The following is a 16,011-nucleotide window of genomic DNA, read 5'->3' on the forward strand; positions in this document are numbered from 1 at the left end:
AACACTTTTTGAAAAGTAAGAGGATAGAAATGGAGGAGAGCAATTTGATCGATTTCGATTTACGATATCCAATTGGGGAGTTTCAATGTCCAAAAGAAGTGACATCACAGCAAGTAAAAGAATGGGTGGAAGATATTCGTTTATTACCACAGCAGCTTGAAGAAGCATTAAGTGGAGCAAGTGAGCAGGAATTGGCAAAATCCTATCGTGAAAATGGCTGGACTGTAACACAGCTAGTCCATCATATTGCTGATAGTCATATGAATAGCTATATCCGCTTTAAGCTAGCCTTAACAGAGGACGAGCCAACTATTAAGCCATACAATGAAGCTGAGTGGGCACTGCTACCAGATTCAGAAATGCCAGTAGCTACTTCTCTTACATTAATTGAAAGTTTACATGGACGTTGGGTTTACTTATTAACAGGCTTAAAAGATGAACACTTAAAACGAGCATTTAATCATCCTGATTTAGGTCTAACAACATTGGAACAGGCAATTGGTTTATATGCTTGGCATGGCAAACATCATTTGACGCATATTCAGAATGCTTTATCATTAATTTAGATACTTAAAAAGTAGGCGATTTAGTTAAAATCGCCTACTATAATTTAATTATCAGGTTTGAAATGATGCTTATAACTTTAAGAGTTAGCATTACTCACTTATACAATAGTGATTCCCGCACTTGCATTACCAGTAAGAGTAACCAGAACAGTAGCTCCTGAAGTAGTCATGGAGAACACCATTAATAAACGATCACCAGTAGTTACTGGTACTGAAACGTTTGCACTACCGCTTGCAATTGCACCAGCTAATAATGCTGCTAATGGTAAAGCTGGAGTTAAATCAACAAATGCTGCAGTAGGGCTGAAAACATTGCTTCCTTGAACTGCACGGTAAATTTGTGCTCTGACTGTAGCTGTTCCTGTTAGTGTTAAAGCGGCAGTTGCTGAAATTGTTGCAGCAATAGATGTAATTGTTCCTGGACGTGGAACAGTAAAAGCTTCTGTGGCAAGAGAACTTGTTAAATCAATATTAACGCCAGCAAGAGCTACACCTGGAACAGATGTACCAAATCCAACAAGGCTTACAGTACTAACTAAACCAGTAGCAAGAGATACTAATACAACAGGAATTGTTCCTGAAGAAAATGGGATAATGGAACCTGTAGCTGCTGGTGGAGTAATACACGCCGCATCAATACCGATAAATGGTCCAAGCGCAGTACATTCACCATTGCGGTTAGAGCAACCACACATTGAATTATTCAAACACATTTTTACACCCCCTTTCTTCATTATTCTATTCATTTCAGATTGGGGGTTAAGGGCAAATATCTACTTCGCTTATAAATTCAATGACTTCTTAAAGCCAGCTTTATTTGAAACATAAAGACATCCACTATGTACTTCCATACATAGTGGATGTCTTATTATCGAGTGATAAATTTTAACTCCATCTTTTAAAGAAATCGAAAAATGAATTTTTTACCTTTTTATTTTCTTCCTCGATCGGTGTGTTTACGGGATCAGGTTGCTTATTCTCTTCTTCCAGGGACGAATGAACCTCATAAACTGCTTCAGAATTATACACTTCGACATACTCTTCTGTTTGCATTGAAGGAGAATGATGTGTGTTAGCAGGTTGTGCTACTCCTTCTAAAATGACTTGATTGAGAGGCTCGTTAGCTATTGCTTCACTAACTGGCTCGCTAAGTATCCCCGAATTAACCTGTTCAAACGATTCTTTAGATACTTCGGAAATCTCATGGGTGTTACGTTCATTTTCCGTTTGCACAATCTCTATAGGATCATCTGATTTTTCGGTTCCAGTACTCGATTCATGAACAATAGTTGATGGTAAATGATCATTCTCGATGTTTTCCTCACTTAAAGTGGGCTGTACAGCAGATGGATCATAAACACTTACTGGAACTTCCTTTGCATCCGTGGCATTTTTAAAATGGAAGGTGGATTCAACTGAAGTGTTTCTGAATAAACCATTGTATATATGGCTTGGATGCGTATTAATGGATTGAAAATATTGCTGATTAAAATGCCGCTCTTCAGGTTTAGCTATCTGTTGATCATTGTGAGGAGGTGGAGCCCCATTATTATTGACATTTTGTTGGTGGTTTATGGCTTTACCTGCCAAACTTTGTAATAGTCTATAAGATGGTTGTGCTGATGTTATCGTAGTTTTATCTGCTGTCTGTGTCATTCTAGGTTGTTGTCTAGGTAAATGAGTAGGCGATGTTTGAGAAGGCAATTTTATGGAGGGAGAAATGGTTGTAGTATCATTTCCTTCAACAGTTACTAATTTCTTTAAAACTGCTAAAATTTCTTGATTCATTTCTTCCATGGTTTGATTCAGAGACTCAATCTGTATGGAAAGAAGCCTTATTTGATCATCATATCCTTTTATATAGGAATTTTGCTTAGTATCCAATGTCTCTGTAATCCCCTCTAAATGAGCTATCTGTGTTTTCAGTCCATCAAACCCTTGCTTCATATAAAGGAAATCTTCAATCGACGATCCCGTTTTTAATGAAGATAACGATTCCCTATAGGCTTCAATTTTTTGCTTTAAATTTTCAATTTCTTGAGTGGTATACAATTTTGACTCTTCCATTGTAGTTCACCCCTTTCAGTCCATTATTAGTTTATTAAAAATATTGACTTTCTGTTACAAATATACCGGTTCCTTCAACATTTTAGTTCTTATTATAAAGAAAGAACTGTAAGAAAAAATGATTGTCGTTGATTTTTATAAATATCCAATGTAACTATTTATTAGCCCATGCACTTATAGCTGAAAAACATATGCTACAAACGAAAGATAAAAAACTTATGGAGGTGTCAAAAGGATGCAAGAACATATGCCATCCCAGGCGCAGGAACTGATTTGTATAAATGTTGATAAGGTATATGACTGGATTGTAAAGGAAATGTCATTTGATATTTCACCAACTGGAGCAATTACATTCCCAGGCGTAACAGCAACTACTGACTTAACTGGTGCTATTGTTACTTGTCGAGTAATTCCAGCAGCTACAAATCCAATTGTGATCCTAAACCGTGAGAATCGCCAATTCTCTATCGATGGATCAACTGTTTGTCTACAACATTTGAATATTCAAAAGAATTTCATTCTTACGATCGTTGTTACATTACCAAATGGAACAATGTTCACAAGCACTGAAATTCCTGTTTCACGCTGTGAGCAAGTGACATTATGTGCACCTAAGGGTACAGATGTAGAAATTCTATATACAGATTTAGATTGCTTCGTTTGTACAACTGGTACACTTACAGCTGCAGCAGGTGTAATTACGTTTTCTGCGTTAACAATTACTGTTGCTGTTTGCCAAAGCATTCAATCAACATTCCCAGTTACTGTGGAATTCTTAGCAACTTTCTGCGAGCCAAGAGCAGATCTACCATTCACATGTCCAACTGCGGTTCGTCCACAACAATGCCCAGTTATTTTCCCAACTGTTGGTTAGTAGTGCTAATAAATAGAGGAAAGTCATATCATGAAGAGAGGGTTATCCTCTCTTTTTTTTTATGAACCATAGTAAGGGGGCATTAAGTGATAACACGGATAGAAGACAAGATACAAGCGGTGAAAGAACAGACAAACACGTATGTTCAGGAAATTAAAAAGCTGGTAGAAGAGCTAGCGGTTCAAAATAAGATTAGTCTTATCAGTTATTTTACATCCTCGTTCAATATATCCTATGACTCTGAGCAAGAAAGTCTATGTTTAGGATCCTATCATATTCGCAATATTGGGCATACAACCGTGACAAATCCATATTTATGTATTAAATTACCGAAAGATTCTCCGTTTTATTTCTCAGGAAGGTATGTCCATGAAAATTTCACACCTACTTTAAAGACGCAGGGGCAAAGTAATTGGGAGCGTTTTAACGATAAATCGAGCAAAGAGGAATACTGGCTGAGACCAGTAGGGAAGTCCACCATCGAACCAAATGAAACGATTTCATTTACCAATTTTCAAATTAAATGGTCCCATAATTTATCGTATTCTGGCACTATTATGGGTTTTACATACTGTGATCAGCTAACTGATGGTGTGGTAGTGTTAAATCCAATTAATCTCAATGGCATTAGTTCAACGCGGGAGGAAAATAATGGTGGATCATGAAAAACAAGAGCTTAGTAGCGTAATTCAACAATTGCTGAAGGACCAGCTTAACCGCCGTAATGTACAAGATAATAGTTTTGCCTTTCTTGAAAAAAATACATTACAACAATTAATTACTTATCTTGTCTCTGGGGAAAAAAATAAAAACTTTGAACAACATGATCATCCAGAACTACAAACAAAGTGGTTAAAACAACTTGATGAGGTGTTAGAAGACAGTAAAGCACAGTTTGAAGAAGTCATTGAAATTTTAAAAAGTTTTTCAGGCTAGGGGGTGCAAGGATGGACAACGATATTGTCAAAAACAATGATCCTCTACAGCTCCAACAAATGATTATTTTTTTAAGGGCCGAATTAGCCAAATATAAAAATGAAGTGAAAAGGCTTAGGGATAGTGATTATTATGCATTAGTGCTACGTCTTGAACGAGAGAATATACAATTAACAAGGCTCAGAAAAGATCTTTCGATGGAACTATTAAAGTTGAAGAGAGATTTTGATAAGGAATTGGAAGCATATGATCAAGAGATACAAAAGCGAGAGCTCCAAAGAAAAAAACAAATTGCTTCGATAGAGTCTTTATTAAAGGAACTAAATGAGTTGCGAGCAGAAAATAAGTTATTAAAGGAAAACATTGACGTATCTATTGAAGAAACAAATTATAAGTCAATGATTGATAGGTTAGATAAAAGATTAAATGACTTTACCATTGTTACTGGTGAAAAAATGGAACATATCGTAGAGACGATAGAACAATCATATAGAAACAAAGTAGAGGCGGACAGCCTTTATGAACAAATAGTAAAAGAATTAGAAACGAAAAATCTAGAAATTGAAAAACTCACTAATGAGATAAAAGGCTATAAAAATCAATCTTATAATAGTAAAGTAAAAATGAATGAGTCTATAAATATAGACGAGCAGATTGATTATCGATTACGAATGCTTGATGAACTCGATCAAAAATTGAACGAGCTCGCGTTCGAAATAAATAGAGAATAGATGGTATACAAACGCTGTTTCAAAAGAGGGTAAGTCTACCCCTTTTGAAACAGTTATTTTTTTAGGGCATGTTGCTTGGTCCAAGAAACACTCAAATTCATTAACTACTGCCTAAATTACTTTGTTTCACGATGTAAAGTAACTCGTTTTAAGCGAGGGGAATACTTTTTAAGCTCTAATCTCTCTGGATAATTACGTTTATTTTTCGTGGTGATATAGTTTTTATCACCAGTTTCCGTGCAGGCTAGTATTATTTGTACACGCATAAATATGCCTCCTTATAAATAGTAATAATTACGATTTAAACAATATATTTTAGGTTGTAAATTGTCAAGTTTATTTTCGCATGTAATAAAAAGCTTTGCATTTTATCAATGTATATGTTTTAATTACAAAATGTAAATAGTAATTATTACGATTTAAGGAGTTGGAGAGAGAACAATGAAAATACCTGTAACTGTATTAAGTGGATATTTAGGTTCTGGTAAGACCACAATGATGAACCATGTATTGCAAAACGAAAAGGATTTACGTGTTGCTGTTATTGTGAATGATATGAGTGAAATTAATATTGATGCTGAGCTTATTGCAAATGGCAGCGGGATTTCACGAACAGAAGAGAAATTTGTGGAGTTATCGAACGGCTGTATTTGTTGTACATTGCGAGAAGATTTATTACAGGAGGTGGAACGTCTTGCGAAGCTTGGCAATATTGATTATATATTGATTGAATCGACAGGAATTAGTGAGCCGATTCCAGTTGCACAAACATTTAGCTATTTAGATGAGGAGCTGGGCATAGATTTAACGAGATTTTGTCAATTGGATACGATGGTAACGGTTGTAGATGCGCATCGCTTTTGGCATGATTTTCAATCAGGAGAGAGTTTATTAGAGCGTAAGGAAGCAATTGGTGAGCTAGATGGACGGGATGTAGCAGACCTTCTTATTGATCAAATAGAATTTTGTGATGTCCTTGTATTAAATAAGTGTGACTTAGTTTCAATAGAAGAGGTAGAACGGTTAGAGCTTATACTACACGCACTACAGCCCGATGCAAAAATAATCCGAACGGTTAATGGTGAAATTGATCCTGCTGAAATTTTAAATACAGGTCGTTTTGACTTCGAACGTGTCTCAGAATCAGCTGGCTGGTTAAAAGAATTAGAGCTTGGTCATGAAAACCATATGCCGGAGACGGAAGAATACGGGATATCTTCATTTACCTATACAAGTAGAAAACCATTCCATCCAATGCGCTTTGTCGAGTGGTGTGACCAAATGCCACCATCAATTGTGCGAGCAAAGGGAATTGTTTGGAGTGCAAAGCATCAAGATGTCGCATTATTGCTATCACAGGCTGGTTCATCTGCAAAAATTGAACCTGTTTCTTATTGGGTAGCGGCACTACCAAAAGCTCAGCAGGAAGATGTCTTCCAACAAAGTCCGGAGGTGTTGGAAGATTGGGATAGTGAGTTTGGAGATCGCATGACCCAGCTTGTTATTATTGGTATAGACTTAGATAAAGAACGTATTATCAAACAGTTGGACAGTTGTTTATTAACAGATGAAGAGTTTCATAACCCGTGGGAACGACTACAAGATCCGTTTAACTGGGAATGGCATTAATAAAAAAAGAAGATTTCGGCTACGATTCCGAAATCTTCTTTTCAAACACACGATTATAATTAGTTGCATCTCGTAATGCCTTTTCTTCTATCGGGATTCGTACAGAAAGCATTGTAATATTTAATAGTGTAAAACAAAACGCCGTGAAATATGCCTGAAACATAAGAGGTAGAAGGAGAATTTCCAAACAAACGACGGCATAATTAGGATGGCGCATAATTTCATAGGGACCTTTACGCACAACTTGTGCATGAGGTAAAATGAGAATCTTTGTATTCCAAAATGTGCCTAAAGAACGGATACACCATATACGCAATGCCTGAACGGCTACAAACAAAATAAAAAATAATGGGAATAAGGGCGATATACCATTGTTATTTGTTACTACTTCAACAATTAGAAACAAGAAGAAGCTAATATGCATAGTGACCATATAAGGGTAGTGAGAGTTTCCAACCTCAAAAGCTCCCTGAGCAATCATCCATTTCTCATTTCGTTTAGCAATGACAACCTCTGTCAATCTTTGTAGAATGACAAGTGTTACAATTAGATAGAAGATCATGCTACCCCCTCCAGTTTAGTAATACAGCTTCTGCACAAAAACCAGGGCCAAGAGCGACGAGTAAACCTGTATCCTCCACTTGTCCTTCATGTAACATAAATTGTTCTAACGCATATAACACGGTTGGCGATGACATATTACCATGCTGACGTAATATTTCCCGAGAAATGTCGGTTTTTTGAGAAGAAAGATAAAGCGTGTCCTCATAGGCTTTTAATACTTTTTTTCCTCCAGGATGTGCAATGAAATGAGTAAGCTGTTCACTGTAAATTCCTTGTTCCAGTAAAAATTGTTCAATATATGGTCCAAGCCAACTAGTAATAATAGCCGGAATGCTTTTTTGGAAAATGACGTGAAGACCATTATTTTTAACTTCCCATCCCATAACATTTTCTGAATCTGGCATCCATTTAGAGCCTGTCGCCAGAATAGCTGGTGATGGTTTTTTTGTATCAATAATGATTTCATCCCCACATACGAGAATACAGGCGGCACCGTCAGCAAAAAGTGAAGCACCGATTAAATTACTTTTAGAATAATCATTTGGCTGAAAAGTGAGGCTACATAATTCTACACAAACAACAAGCACCTTTGCATTAGGATGTGCTTTACAAAAATCATAGGCTCTGCTAACACCGGCTGCTCCTCCTGCACAGCCTAAACCCCATAGCGGAATTCGTTTCATTTGATCGGAAAAAGAAAGCTTGTTCATCACACGTGCATCAATACTAGGTGTAGAGATCCCCGTACTGCTTACAAATATGATGGCGTCGATTTCTTCAGGAGAAATGGGTGAATGTAAGAAGGCTTCATTTTGTAAGCATGCCTGAATGACGCTTACGCTGTATTGTGTAGCTAGTTCGATATATAAATCATTACGTTCCTCAAAGGAATGGTTTGTACGATGCCACTCAGGTGGAACACAAAAATGACGTGTTTCAATTCCACCATTATCGAAAACCTTTAAATAGCGCTCTAGTTTTGGGATTTTTTCATAGAAAAGCTCTTTCGTTAGCTCCTCCGCATTTGATTGCTGTAATGTGTAAGGTGGTTGATGTGTGCTAATAGAAATGATTTTAGGCAATTCAACATCTCCTCGCATTTATTGGTCTTGTACATTCTATGCGTTGAGGAAGGAGATACATGCTAATAATATTTTATTTGACAATTTCCTAAATTTTATATATATTGGTAACAACTAAATGGAAAGTAGGTGATGTGACATGATGAATAAATCTATTTTTAGCGAACTGCAATTCGGTTTGTTACATTTCACACGCCTAAAATATACAAAGCGACGTCGTGCATAGCTCGAGGTATTTGTATATCCTTTAAACGTGCGTGTGAAACCTTGTAACTGCCGAATTGCGCAGATACAAGGTTTTTTTATCATGGTTCAAATTTGCTGAATCAAGATAATTGCTTCTGGCAGAAGTCTGCAAGAAGCGTAATGGAAACGCACCTTTAGGAGGAAATTAATTTGAATTTAACAACATTAGGTTTTACAAAATATTTTGAAGAGCAAATGTTAGAAATGAAGAAACAGTCTAAGTTTAAAAATTGTGTGCCTGCAAGGGTTACTTTAGAGCATAAGCATTCCTATCGAGTGTTAGCTCAGGAAGGGGAATGGCTTGCAACAATCGCTGGTCATTATGCCTATACATCTTTAAATCGTGAAGACTATCCGGCAGTTGGCGATTGGGTGCTGGTAGAGAAAATGCCTGGTGAGGAACGAGCAATTATTCATCAATTATTCCAACGAAAATCTGTTTTTTCTCGAAAAGTTGCTGGTCTGGAAATCCAGGAACAGATTGTTGCATCGAATGTGGATATTGTGTTATTAGTCATGAGCTTGAATGCTGATTTTAATATTCGCCGTTTGGAACGATATTTAGTAGCTGCCTGGGATTCAGGTGCAAAGCCCATTATTGTTCTAACAAAGGCAGATTTATGCGATGATGCATCAAGCTTAGTGAAAGAAGTTGAGTCAGTAGCATTTGGAGTAGATATTTTCGTAACGAGTGCCATTTCTGGAGAAGGGTTAACGGAAATTCAGGCCTTATTTACAGAAGGGGTCACTGGAGCATTACTGGGCTCCTCCGGTGCAGGGAAATCTACATTAACAAATGCTCTGTGTGGCGAGATGCTGATGAAGGTATCAGACATTCGTGAAGACGATGCTAAAGGACGTCATACAACGACTCACAGAGAGTTAGTGATGTTACCTTCTGGTGGCTGTTTAATTGATACGCCAGGAATGCGTGAGCTACAATTATGGAATCAAGGTGATAGTTTATCATCTAGCTTTCAAGATGTTGAGGAATTAGCGAAAGCTTGCCGTTATCGTGATTGTACCCACCAAAAAGAGCCGTATTGTGCAGTACAGCAAGCTATTACTGATGGTGAACTTAATCAAAACCGTTTACAAAGCTATTTTAAGCTACAAAGGGAATTGGCTTATATGGAACGTAAAACAAATGTGCAAGCAAAGCTCGAGGAGCAACGTAAGTGGAAGCAAATTTCTAAAGGCGCTAAAAAGGGTAAAAAATAAAGAGGAGCACACATACACATATGACCGTACAAAGCATAAATCATCTACTATTTTCAGTGTCTGATCTAGAGCAATCCATTGCATTTTATGAAAATGTTTTCGATGCTAAGTTACTTGTAAAGGGAAACAGCACAGCCTATTTTGATGTAAATGGGCTGTGGCTTGCCCTCAATGTTGAAAAAGATATACCGCGCAATGACATTCATTATTCCTATACACATATCGCTTTCACGATCCCTGAGGATGAATTCGATAAAATGTATGATAAGTTGGTACAATTGAAGGTTCATATTTTAGATGGCCGACAAAGAGAAGAAAGAGATAAAAAATCAATTTATTTTACTGATCCAGATGGACATAAGTTTGAATTTCATACGGGGACTTTACAAGATCGTTTAGATTATTATAAGAAGGAAAAGTTACATATGGAGTTTTTTAATCATTAATCAAGGAGTGATTTTATGACGAAAGCTTTTATTTTTGATATGGATGGCACTTTATTTCAAACAAATCTTATTTTAGAACCTGCGCTGGATGCCACATTTGATGTGTTGCGTACAAAAGGCTTATGGCAGGGAGAAACACCCATTGAAAAATACCGTGAAATTATGGGCGTTCCTCTACCGGTTGTATGGGAGACTTTATGTCCAATGCATTCAGTAGACATACGTGAAGAGAGCAATGCGCTATTTCATGTAAAGTTGACGGAACAAATCCGTAGTCGTAAAGGTGCGCTTTATCCACATGCTGAGCAAACTCTTGCCACATTGTCAAAAAGCTATCCGTTATACATAGCGAGTAATGGACAGGTTGACTATTTACAGGCCATTGTTGAAACCTATCAATTAAAGCAATTTATAAAGGGGACTTACAGCATTCAATCCATTGCAAGCGGGCATAAATCAGACTTAGTTAAAAAAGTGATGCAAGAGAATGGAATTCAGGACGGGGCAGTAGTTGGAGATCGTTCATCCGATATTCAAGCTGCCCGCGATAATGAACTACTCTCTATAGGTGTTCGTTTTGACTTTGCTCAGGACCACGAATTGCAACAGGCACATATTGTAATAGATGATTTAACGGAGTTATTAAACATAGAGATAGGCTAATCATGATAAATCCATTAACATTTGTACGTTTTGAAAAAATGGAATCGACTTAACGACAATTATTGCATTTCATCGCAATAAAGCGTAAAATAGTGCCAATCCTATAGATAAGGCATTGAAAAGGAAAAGTAAATAGGAACAGCATTTTGTAGAGAGCCTCTGTTGGTGGAAATGAGGTAAATGAATCCTTTTGAAAATGACCTTTGAGCTTCGTACCGAAAGCTATTGAGCAAGTAGATTACGACGAGATGGGCACTCGTTACAACAGCGGCAGTATCTCTTATTTAAAAAAAAGACGTACTGAATGAGGCAAATAGTGTGAGCTATTTGTAAATATAGGTGGTAACACGGGTAGACTCGTCCTAATCAGATTTGATTAGGGCGATTTTTTTTTACCATTTTTTATGTGAGGGGAGCAATTTAGAATGACTATTGTTATTGGAGGCGCTTGGCCATATGCAAATGGCTCTTTGCATTTAGGACATGTAGCCGCACTATTACCAGGTGATATTTTGGCTAGATATTACCGTCAAAAAGGTGAGCAAGTATTATACGTATCGGGTAGTGACTGTAATGGTACACCAATTTCTATTCGTGCAGCACAGGAAAACACAACAACTGAGGCGATTGCTAATCATTATCATGAAGAATTTACAAAATGTTTTAATGAGCTAGGATTTACTTATGATTTATACACAAGAACAGACGCAGAGCACCATCATGAATCCGTTAAGGGCTTATTTTTACAGCTACTTGCCAACAATTTTTTATATAAAAAGAAAATTGAACAGGCTTACTGTGAGGCAGATCAACAATTTTTGCCGGATCGATTTGTAGAGGGCATATGCCCAAATTGTGGTGCAAAGGCGAGAGGGGATCAATGTGATAACTGCTCGGAAATTTTAGACCCACTGGATTTAATCGATAAGTGCTGTAAAATATGTGGGAATGAACCAGTAATTCGAGAGACAGAACATTTTTATTTTACCTTTAGTCAATTTCAAGGGAAATTAGAGACCTTTTTATCCGAGGCAAAGGCAGAAAAACGTTGGAGAGACAATGCATTAGGTTTGACAGAGCGTTACTTAGCAGAGGGCGTTCCTGACCGAGCGGTAACGAGAGATTTGCCAAATGGAATAGATGTTCCAGTTCCTGACTTTGAGGGTAAGAAAATATATGTGTGGATTGAAGCAGTTGCAGGGTATTTAACAGCTAGCCTAGAATGGGCAAAGCAACATCATATGGCGATTGAAGACTTATGGAATGAAGAAACCATTTCGTACTATGTCCATGGGAAGGATAATATCCCTTTCCACACAGTTATTTGGCCAGCCATTTTGATGGGACTAGGTGCGAAAGCTTTACCGACACATATTGTATCTAATGAATATTTAACATTAGAAAAACGCAAATTATCGACGAGTCAAAACTGGGCTGTATGGGTTCCTTATATTTTAAGTCGTTATGATGCTGACTCTATTCGCTATTTCTTAACGACTAATGCACCGGAAAATCGCGATACTGATTTTTCATGGCGGGAATTTATTTACAGCCATAATGGTGAATTACTTGGTGCCTATGGTAATTTTGTGAATCGAACATTGAAATTTATAGAGAAATCCTTTGCTAATCAAGTACCTCAGGCTGAGGTGGATAGTACTATTCGCAAACAAACTATTCAGCTATTTAATGAAGTGGGTATTCTTATTGAGAGTGGTCATTTCAAGCCAGCATTAGAGTCCATTTTTGAGTATATTCGTGGCGCTAATCGTTACTTCGATGAACAACAGCCATGGTTACAAGTAAAAGATAATGTAGGTGCAGGCAATCATACACTAGCAACCTGCGTCTATATCATTGCCAATCTCGGACAATTACTACATCCATTCCTACCGTTTTCAGCAGAGAAAGTAAGAAATATGCTAGGTATAGATGAAATGATGTGGCATGAGCAAGTGGAGTTACCTAAAACTATTCAAGACGTAACACCCTTGTTTGAACGACTGGACATCGAACTAATAGAAGAAGAATATCAAAAGTTAGTAAGAGATAGTCGATAGCATCTAAAAAGCAGTATGGCTTATGGGCCATACTGCTTCTCTTGTTTTAATTCATGACAGGTGTTAATTTTGCCACCACTATGCTATTGATGGCATTAATATAGGCTAGGGCACTGGCTTTTAGAATGTCAGTATCTGCAGCTTTAGCCATATACTTTTCACCTTCATGCTCAATCGTGATTTTTACTTTTCCTAATGCCTCTTTGCCACGCGAAACACTATTAATATTATATTCCACTAATTTTACATCCATGTTTGTAATTTCTGCAATGGCAGAATAGAGAGCATCAATTGGACCTGAGCCGACTGCGCTAGCCTTTAATACTTCATTACCTTTGCGTACTTTAACGCTCGCAGAAGGGAAGCTTGTATTGCTGACGACTTGTAGATCTTCGATATCAAAGAATTGGTCACTATAATGTGTTGCATTCTTGTGAGAAGCATCATGTTTTTCATAATAGCTTTCAACGATCACGTATAAATCATGATCGTATACTTCCTTTTTGGCATCCGCTAGCTTTAAGAAGCCTTCAAAGATTCCCTCGAATTCGTCTGTAGAAAGATTCGAAAACCCTAATTTCTCAAGTGCATTTTTCACGGCATGTCGACCAGAACGCGCTGTCAGTACTAGCTCCATATCATCAAGACCAACGTCTTCAGGATGCACAATTTCATAGGCATCACGAGATTTTAGTAATCCGTCCTGATGGATACCCGATGAATGGGCGAATGCATTATCTCCCGTAATAGCTTTATTAACTTGAACATCTAAGCCCATAAAACTAGAAACAAGACGTGACGTATTAATAATTTCTTTTGTGTTAATACGTGTATCAGCATTGTAGACAGAGCTACGCGTTTTTAGTGCCATAACGACTTCTTCTAAGGCCGCATTACCTGCGCGTTCACCGATACCATTAATTGTACATTCGACTTTATCGGCACCATTTTTTATCGCAGCAAGCGTATTGGCTGTGGCCATTCCAAGATCATTGTGGCAATGAACACTAAGAAGAACACTGTCGTCTAAGTTTTTCATACGGTTGTTTAATTTAAAGATCATTTCACCGAACTCTTCTGGTTCTGCAAAGCCGACTGTATCAGGAACGTTAATCATAGTAGCACCAGCCCTCATAACAGCTTCAATCGTTTTCCAAAGATACTCAAAGTCTGAACGGGATGCATCCTCTGTAGAATATTGAACTTGCGGCAATAGAGTTTTTGCATACTTTACAGCATCTACACCAATTTGCAAAATTTGATCTTTTGATTTACTAAATTTTTTCTCCACATGTATATCGGATGTCCCAAGAACCATGTGAATCATAGGATTTTCAGCGTATTTCACAGCATTATAGACGGCATCAATATCTGCCTTTACAGCCCGTGCTAATGCTGTAATCATAATATCGCTAGTAGTACCGACCTTCTCAGCTACAGCTTTGACGGCATTAAAATCACCTTGTGATGAAGCGGGGAATCCAGCTTCGATAATATCGACACCTAATTTTTTCAGTTGCTGTGCTATTTCTACTTTTTCATATAAATTTAGCTTGGCGCCTGGCACCTGTTCACCATCACGTAATGTTGTATCAAATACCCAAATTTTTCTTCCCATTTTTTAACACTCCTCTGTAGTTATCAGTATTTAAAATCTACACGTAGGCCAATGATTCATTAAAAAATAAAAAAACCCATCTCTATTTAAAAATAGAGACGAGTTTATGCTCGCGGTACCACTCTAATTGACCTTCTCTATACAGAAAAAGTCCCCTTATCGACAGCTATCACTGTCTATCCTGTTAACGGGGGAAACCGACATCCCTTACTAGACTATTCAGGGAGTAGCTCATGGACGAGTTCAAAATGTGTGCCTACCGATTTTCACCAACCATCGGCTCTCTACAAGTACATCACCATTTTTACTATTTCCAATCTTGGCCTGCAATGTGTTGTTGAAAGCAATATTACTTGGATATTAATTGCCTGTCAATAATTTTCTAAAAATTTTTTTAATTCTGTCTAAAGTAATGTTTATTTTGTTAAATATTTGATAGTTGTGAAATAAATAATCGTCCACTAAAAAAAGTCATTTCTGTGAGATAATAAAGGTTGTCAATGAACGTTGGAGACGTAGGAGGAAACATGAAATTTGTCTTTGATTTAGACGGTACAATTTGCTTTAAAGGAAAGCCTTTGAGTGTGGGTATTATCAATGCGTTAGAGGCATGTATACAAAGTGGGCATGAAGTTATTTTTGCCTCCGCAAGACCAATACGTGATCTATTACCTGTATTGCCGGAGACGATGCGAGAATATTCAATGGTAGGCGGAAACGGAGCATTCGTCGCTTGTAATGGAGTAACGAAGGAGGTTACAGCATTTGAGACGGAGATAGTTGGGGAGCTTGTGCAGATCATTACAGCATTTCAAATACCATATCTAGTAGATAGCCAGTGGGATTATGCGTATACAGGCAGTGAGGGTCATCCCATTTATCAAAATCTAGATCCTCTAAAAATAGCTAAAAAAGTAGCGTTGCAAGATCTTCATGATATTGTAAAAATAGTTTTATTTCCGGGGGAGAATAGAGACGCAGTGTTATTTGAGCTACAACAGCTTGCTGTTACTCTTTATGAACATGCATCAGAAAATATTATTGATATAAGCCCTAAAGGTATTGATAAGTGGAATGGCTTAACTAAATTAGGTGTCATCGAAGGGGAATATATTGCATTTGGAAATGATGCGAACGATGCCTCGATGTTTTTGAAGGCAAAGGAAAGTGTTTGTGTAGGGAATCATCAGGTTGGTGAGAGGGCTACTTTGCAAGTTCCTAGTGAGGAAGCAGCCATTATAGAAATGCTCAGCCATTTAAGCGATAAATATAAGTGAGTAAAGCCTATACATATATAGAAAAAAACTG

At 37.4% G+C, this 16,011-nt stretch carries 17 protein-coding genes and 2 other annotated features; of the genes, 11 read left to right on the forward strand and 6 right to left on the reverse strand.

Features of this window, described 5'->3' with window-relative positions; all coding sequences use genetic code 11:
• Window positions 1-29: 29 nt before the first annotated feature.
• Window positions 30-566, forward strand: coding sequence for a YfiT family bacillithiol transferase (locus B3D94_RS02090; RefSeq protein ID WP_069482932.1), 537 nt, complete (start codon window positions 30-32; stop codon window positions 564-566).
• 98 nt (window positions 567-664) lie between these two features.
• Here the strand turns inward: B3D94_RS02090 and B3D94_RS02095 are convergent, their stop codons facing one another.
• Entirely contained in the window at window positions 665-1,279 is a 615-nt protein-coding gene (locus B3D94_RS02095) for an exosporium glycoprotein BclB-related protein (protein WP_069482931.1), read from the reverse strand.
• A 172-nt stretch (window positions 1,280-1,451) separates the two neighbouring features.
• On the reverse strand, window positions 1,452-2,633 hold the full coding sequence (locus B3D94_RS02100) for a hypothetical protein (protein ID WP_291754184.1): 1,182 nt from the start codon (window positions 2,631-2,633) through the stop codon (window positions 1,452-1,454).
• Between the two features lie 235 nt (window positions 2,634-2,868).
• Here B3D94_RS02100 and B3D94_RS02105 point away from each other — a divergent pair, with 235 nt between their 5' ends.
• The 4 genes from B3D94_RS02105 (at window position 2,869) to B3D94_RS02120 (ending at window position 5,174) form a co-directional block, all read left to right on the forward strand.
• The gene (locus tag B3D94_RS02105) at window positions 2,869-3,507 is read left to right on the forward strand and encodes a hypothetical protein (protein WP_069482929.1); all 639 of its coding nucleotides are present in this window, start codon (window positions 2,869-2,871) and stop codon (window positions 3,505-3,507) included.
• A gap of 86 nt (window positions 3,508-3,593) precedes the next feature.
• Window positions 3,594-4,172 (forward strand): hypothetical protein, encoded by a 579-nt coding sequence (locus B3D94_RS02110; RefSeq protein WP_069482928.1) that lies wholly within the window; start codon window positions 3,594-3,596, stop codon window positions 4,170-4,172.
• Complete coding sequence (locus tag B3D94_RS02115) at window positions 4,159-4,443, forward strand: hypothetical protein (RefSeq protein ID WP_069482927.1); 285 nt, start codon at window positions 4,159-4,161, stop codon at window positions 4,441-4,443. Before B3D94_RS02110 ends, B3D94_RS02115 begins: the two co-directional genes overlap by 14 nt.
• An 11-nt stretch (window positions 4,444-4,454) precedes the next feature.
• Entirely contained in the window at window positions 4,455-5,174 is a 720-nt protein-coding gene (locus B3D94_RS02120) for a hypothetical protein (protein WP_291754189.1), read from the forward strand.
• Between the two features lie 116 nt (window positions 5,175-5,290).
• On the opposite strand, the gene rpmG is transcribed toward B3D94_RS02120, so the two are convergent.
• Entirely contained in the window at window positions 5,291-5,440 is a 150-nt protein-coding gene (rpmG, locus tag B3D94_RS02125) for a 50S ribosomal protein L33 (RefSeq protein WP_291754192.1), read from the reverse strand.
• A gap of 175 nt (window positions 5,441-5,615) precedes the next feature.
• Here rpmG and B3D94_RS02130 point away from each other — a divergent pair, with 175 nt between their 5' ends.
• Window positions 5,616-6,803 carry a GTP-binding protein gene (locus tag B3D94_RS02130; RefSeq protein ID WP_291754195.1) on the forward strand — a complete coding sequence of 396 codons (1,188 nt, stop codon included), beginning with the start codon at window positions 5,616-5,618 and terminating at the stop codon, window positions 6,801-6,803.
• 19 nt (window positions 6,804-6,822) lie between these two features.
• On the opposite strand, the gene B3D94_RS02135 is transcribed toward B3D94_RS02130, so the two are convergent.
• The gene (locus tag B3D94_RS02135; protein WP_193833304.1) at window positions 6,823-7,365 is read right to left on the reverse strand and encodes an isoprenylcysteine carboxyl methyltransferase family protein; all 543 of its coding nucleotides are present in this window, start codon (window positions 7,363-7,365) and stop codon (window positions 6,823-6,825) included.
• Window position 7,366: 1 nt separating this feature from the next.
• Window positions 7,367-8,449, reverse strand: a complete 1,083-nt coding sequence (locus B3D94_RS02140) for a type III polyketide synthase (RefSeq protein ID WP_291754199.1) — start codon at window positions 8,447-8,449, stop codon at window positions 7,367-7,369.
• Window positions 8,450-8,845: 396 nt separating this feature from the next.
• Between B3D94_RS02140 and rsgA the strand changes: the two genes are divergently transcribed.
• The 4 genes from rsgA to metG all read left to right on the forward strand — a co-directional run bounded on the left by rsgA (window position 8,846) and on the right by metG (window position 13,085).
• Entirely contained in the window at window positions 8,846-9,916 is a 1,071-nt protein-coding gene (gene rsgA / locus B3D94_RS02145; protein WP_069482922.1) for a ribosome small subunit-dependent GTPase A, read from the forward strand.
• Window positions 9,917-9,936: 20 nt separating this feature from the next.
• Window positions 9,937-10,362, forward strand: coding sequence for a FosM family fosfomycin resistance protein (fosM, locus tag B3D94_RS02150; protein ID WP_291754201.1), 426 nt, complete (start codon window positions 9,937-9,939; stop codon window positions 10,360-10,362).
• Between the two features lie 15 nt (window positions 10,363-10,377).
• The gene (locus tag B3D94_RS02155) at window positions 10,378-11,025 is read left to right on the forward strand and encodes an HAD-IA family hydrolase (protein WP_069482920.1); all 648 of its coding nucleotides are present in this window, start codon (window positions 10,378-10,380) and stop codon (window positions 11,023-11,025) included.
• A gap of 106 nt (window positions 11,026-11,131) precedes the next feature.
• Window positions 11,132-11,393 (forward strand) — a binding site (T-box leader).
• A 57-nt stretch (window positions 11,394-11,450) separates the two neighbouring features.
• A complete protein-coding gene (gene metG / locus B3D94_RS02160) occupies window positions 11,451-13,085 on the forward strand; it encodes a methionine--tRNA ligase (protein ID WP_291754204.1) in 1,635 nt (544 codons plus the stop codon).
• Between the two features lie 46 nt (window positions 13,086-13,131).
• Here the strand turns inward: metG and B3D94_RS02165 are convergent, their stop codons facing one another.
• Window positions 13,132-14,703, reverse strand: a complete 1,572-nt coding sequence (locus B3D94_RS02165) for a 2-isopropylmalate synthase (protein ID WP_069482918.1) — start codon at window positions 14,701-14,703, stop codon at window positions 13,132-13,134.
• Between the two features lie 91 nt (window positions 14,704-14,794).
• Window positions 14,795-15,033, reverse strand: a binding site (T-box leader).
• 197 nt (window positions 15,034-15,230) lie between these two features.
• Between B3D94_RS02165 and B3D94_RS02170 the strand changes: the two genes are divergently transcribed.
• Window positions 15,231-15,980 carry an HAD family hydrolase gene (locus tag B3D94_RS02170; protein ID WP_291754208.1) on the forward strand — a complete coding sequence of 250 codons (750 nt, stop codon included), beginning with the start codon at window positions 15,231-15,233 and terminating at the stop codon, window positions 15,978-15,980.
• The last annotated feature ends 31 nt before the right edge of the window (window positions 15,981-16,011 follow it).

It is taken from the genome of Lysinibacillus sp. UBA5990 (assembly GCF_002429815.1).
Classification (GTDB): Bacteria; Bacillota; Bacilli; order Bacillales_A; family Planococcaceae; genus Lysinibacillus; species Lysinibacillus fusiformis.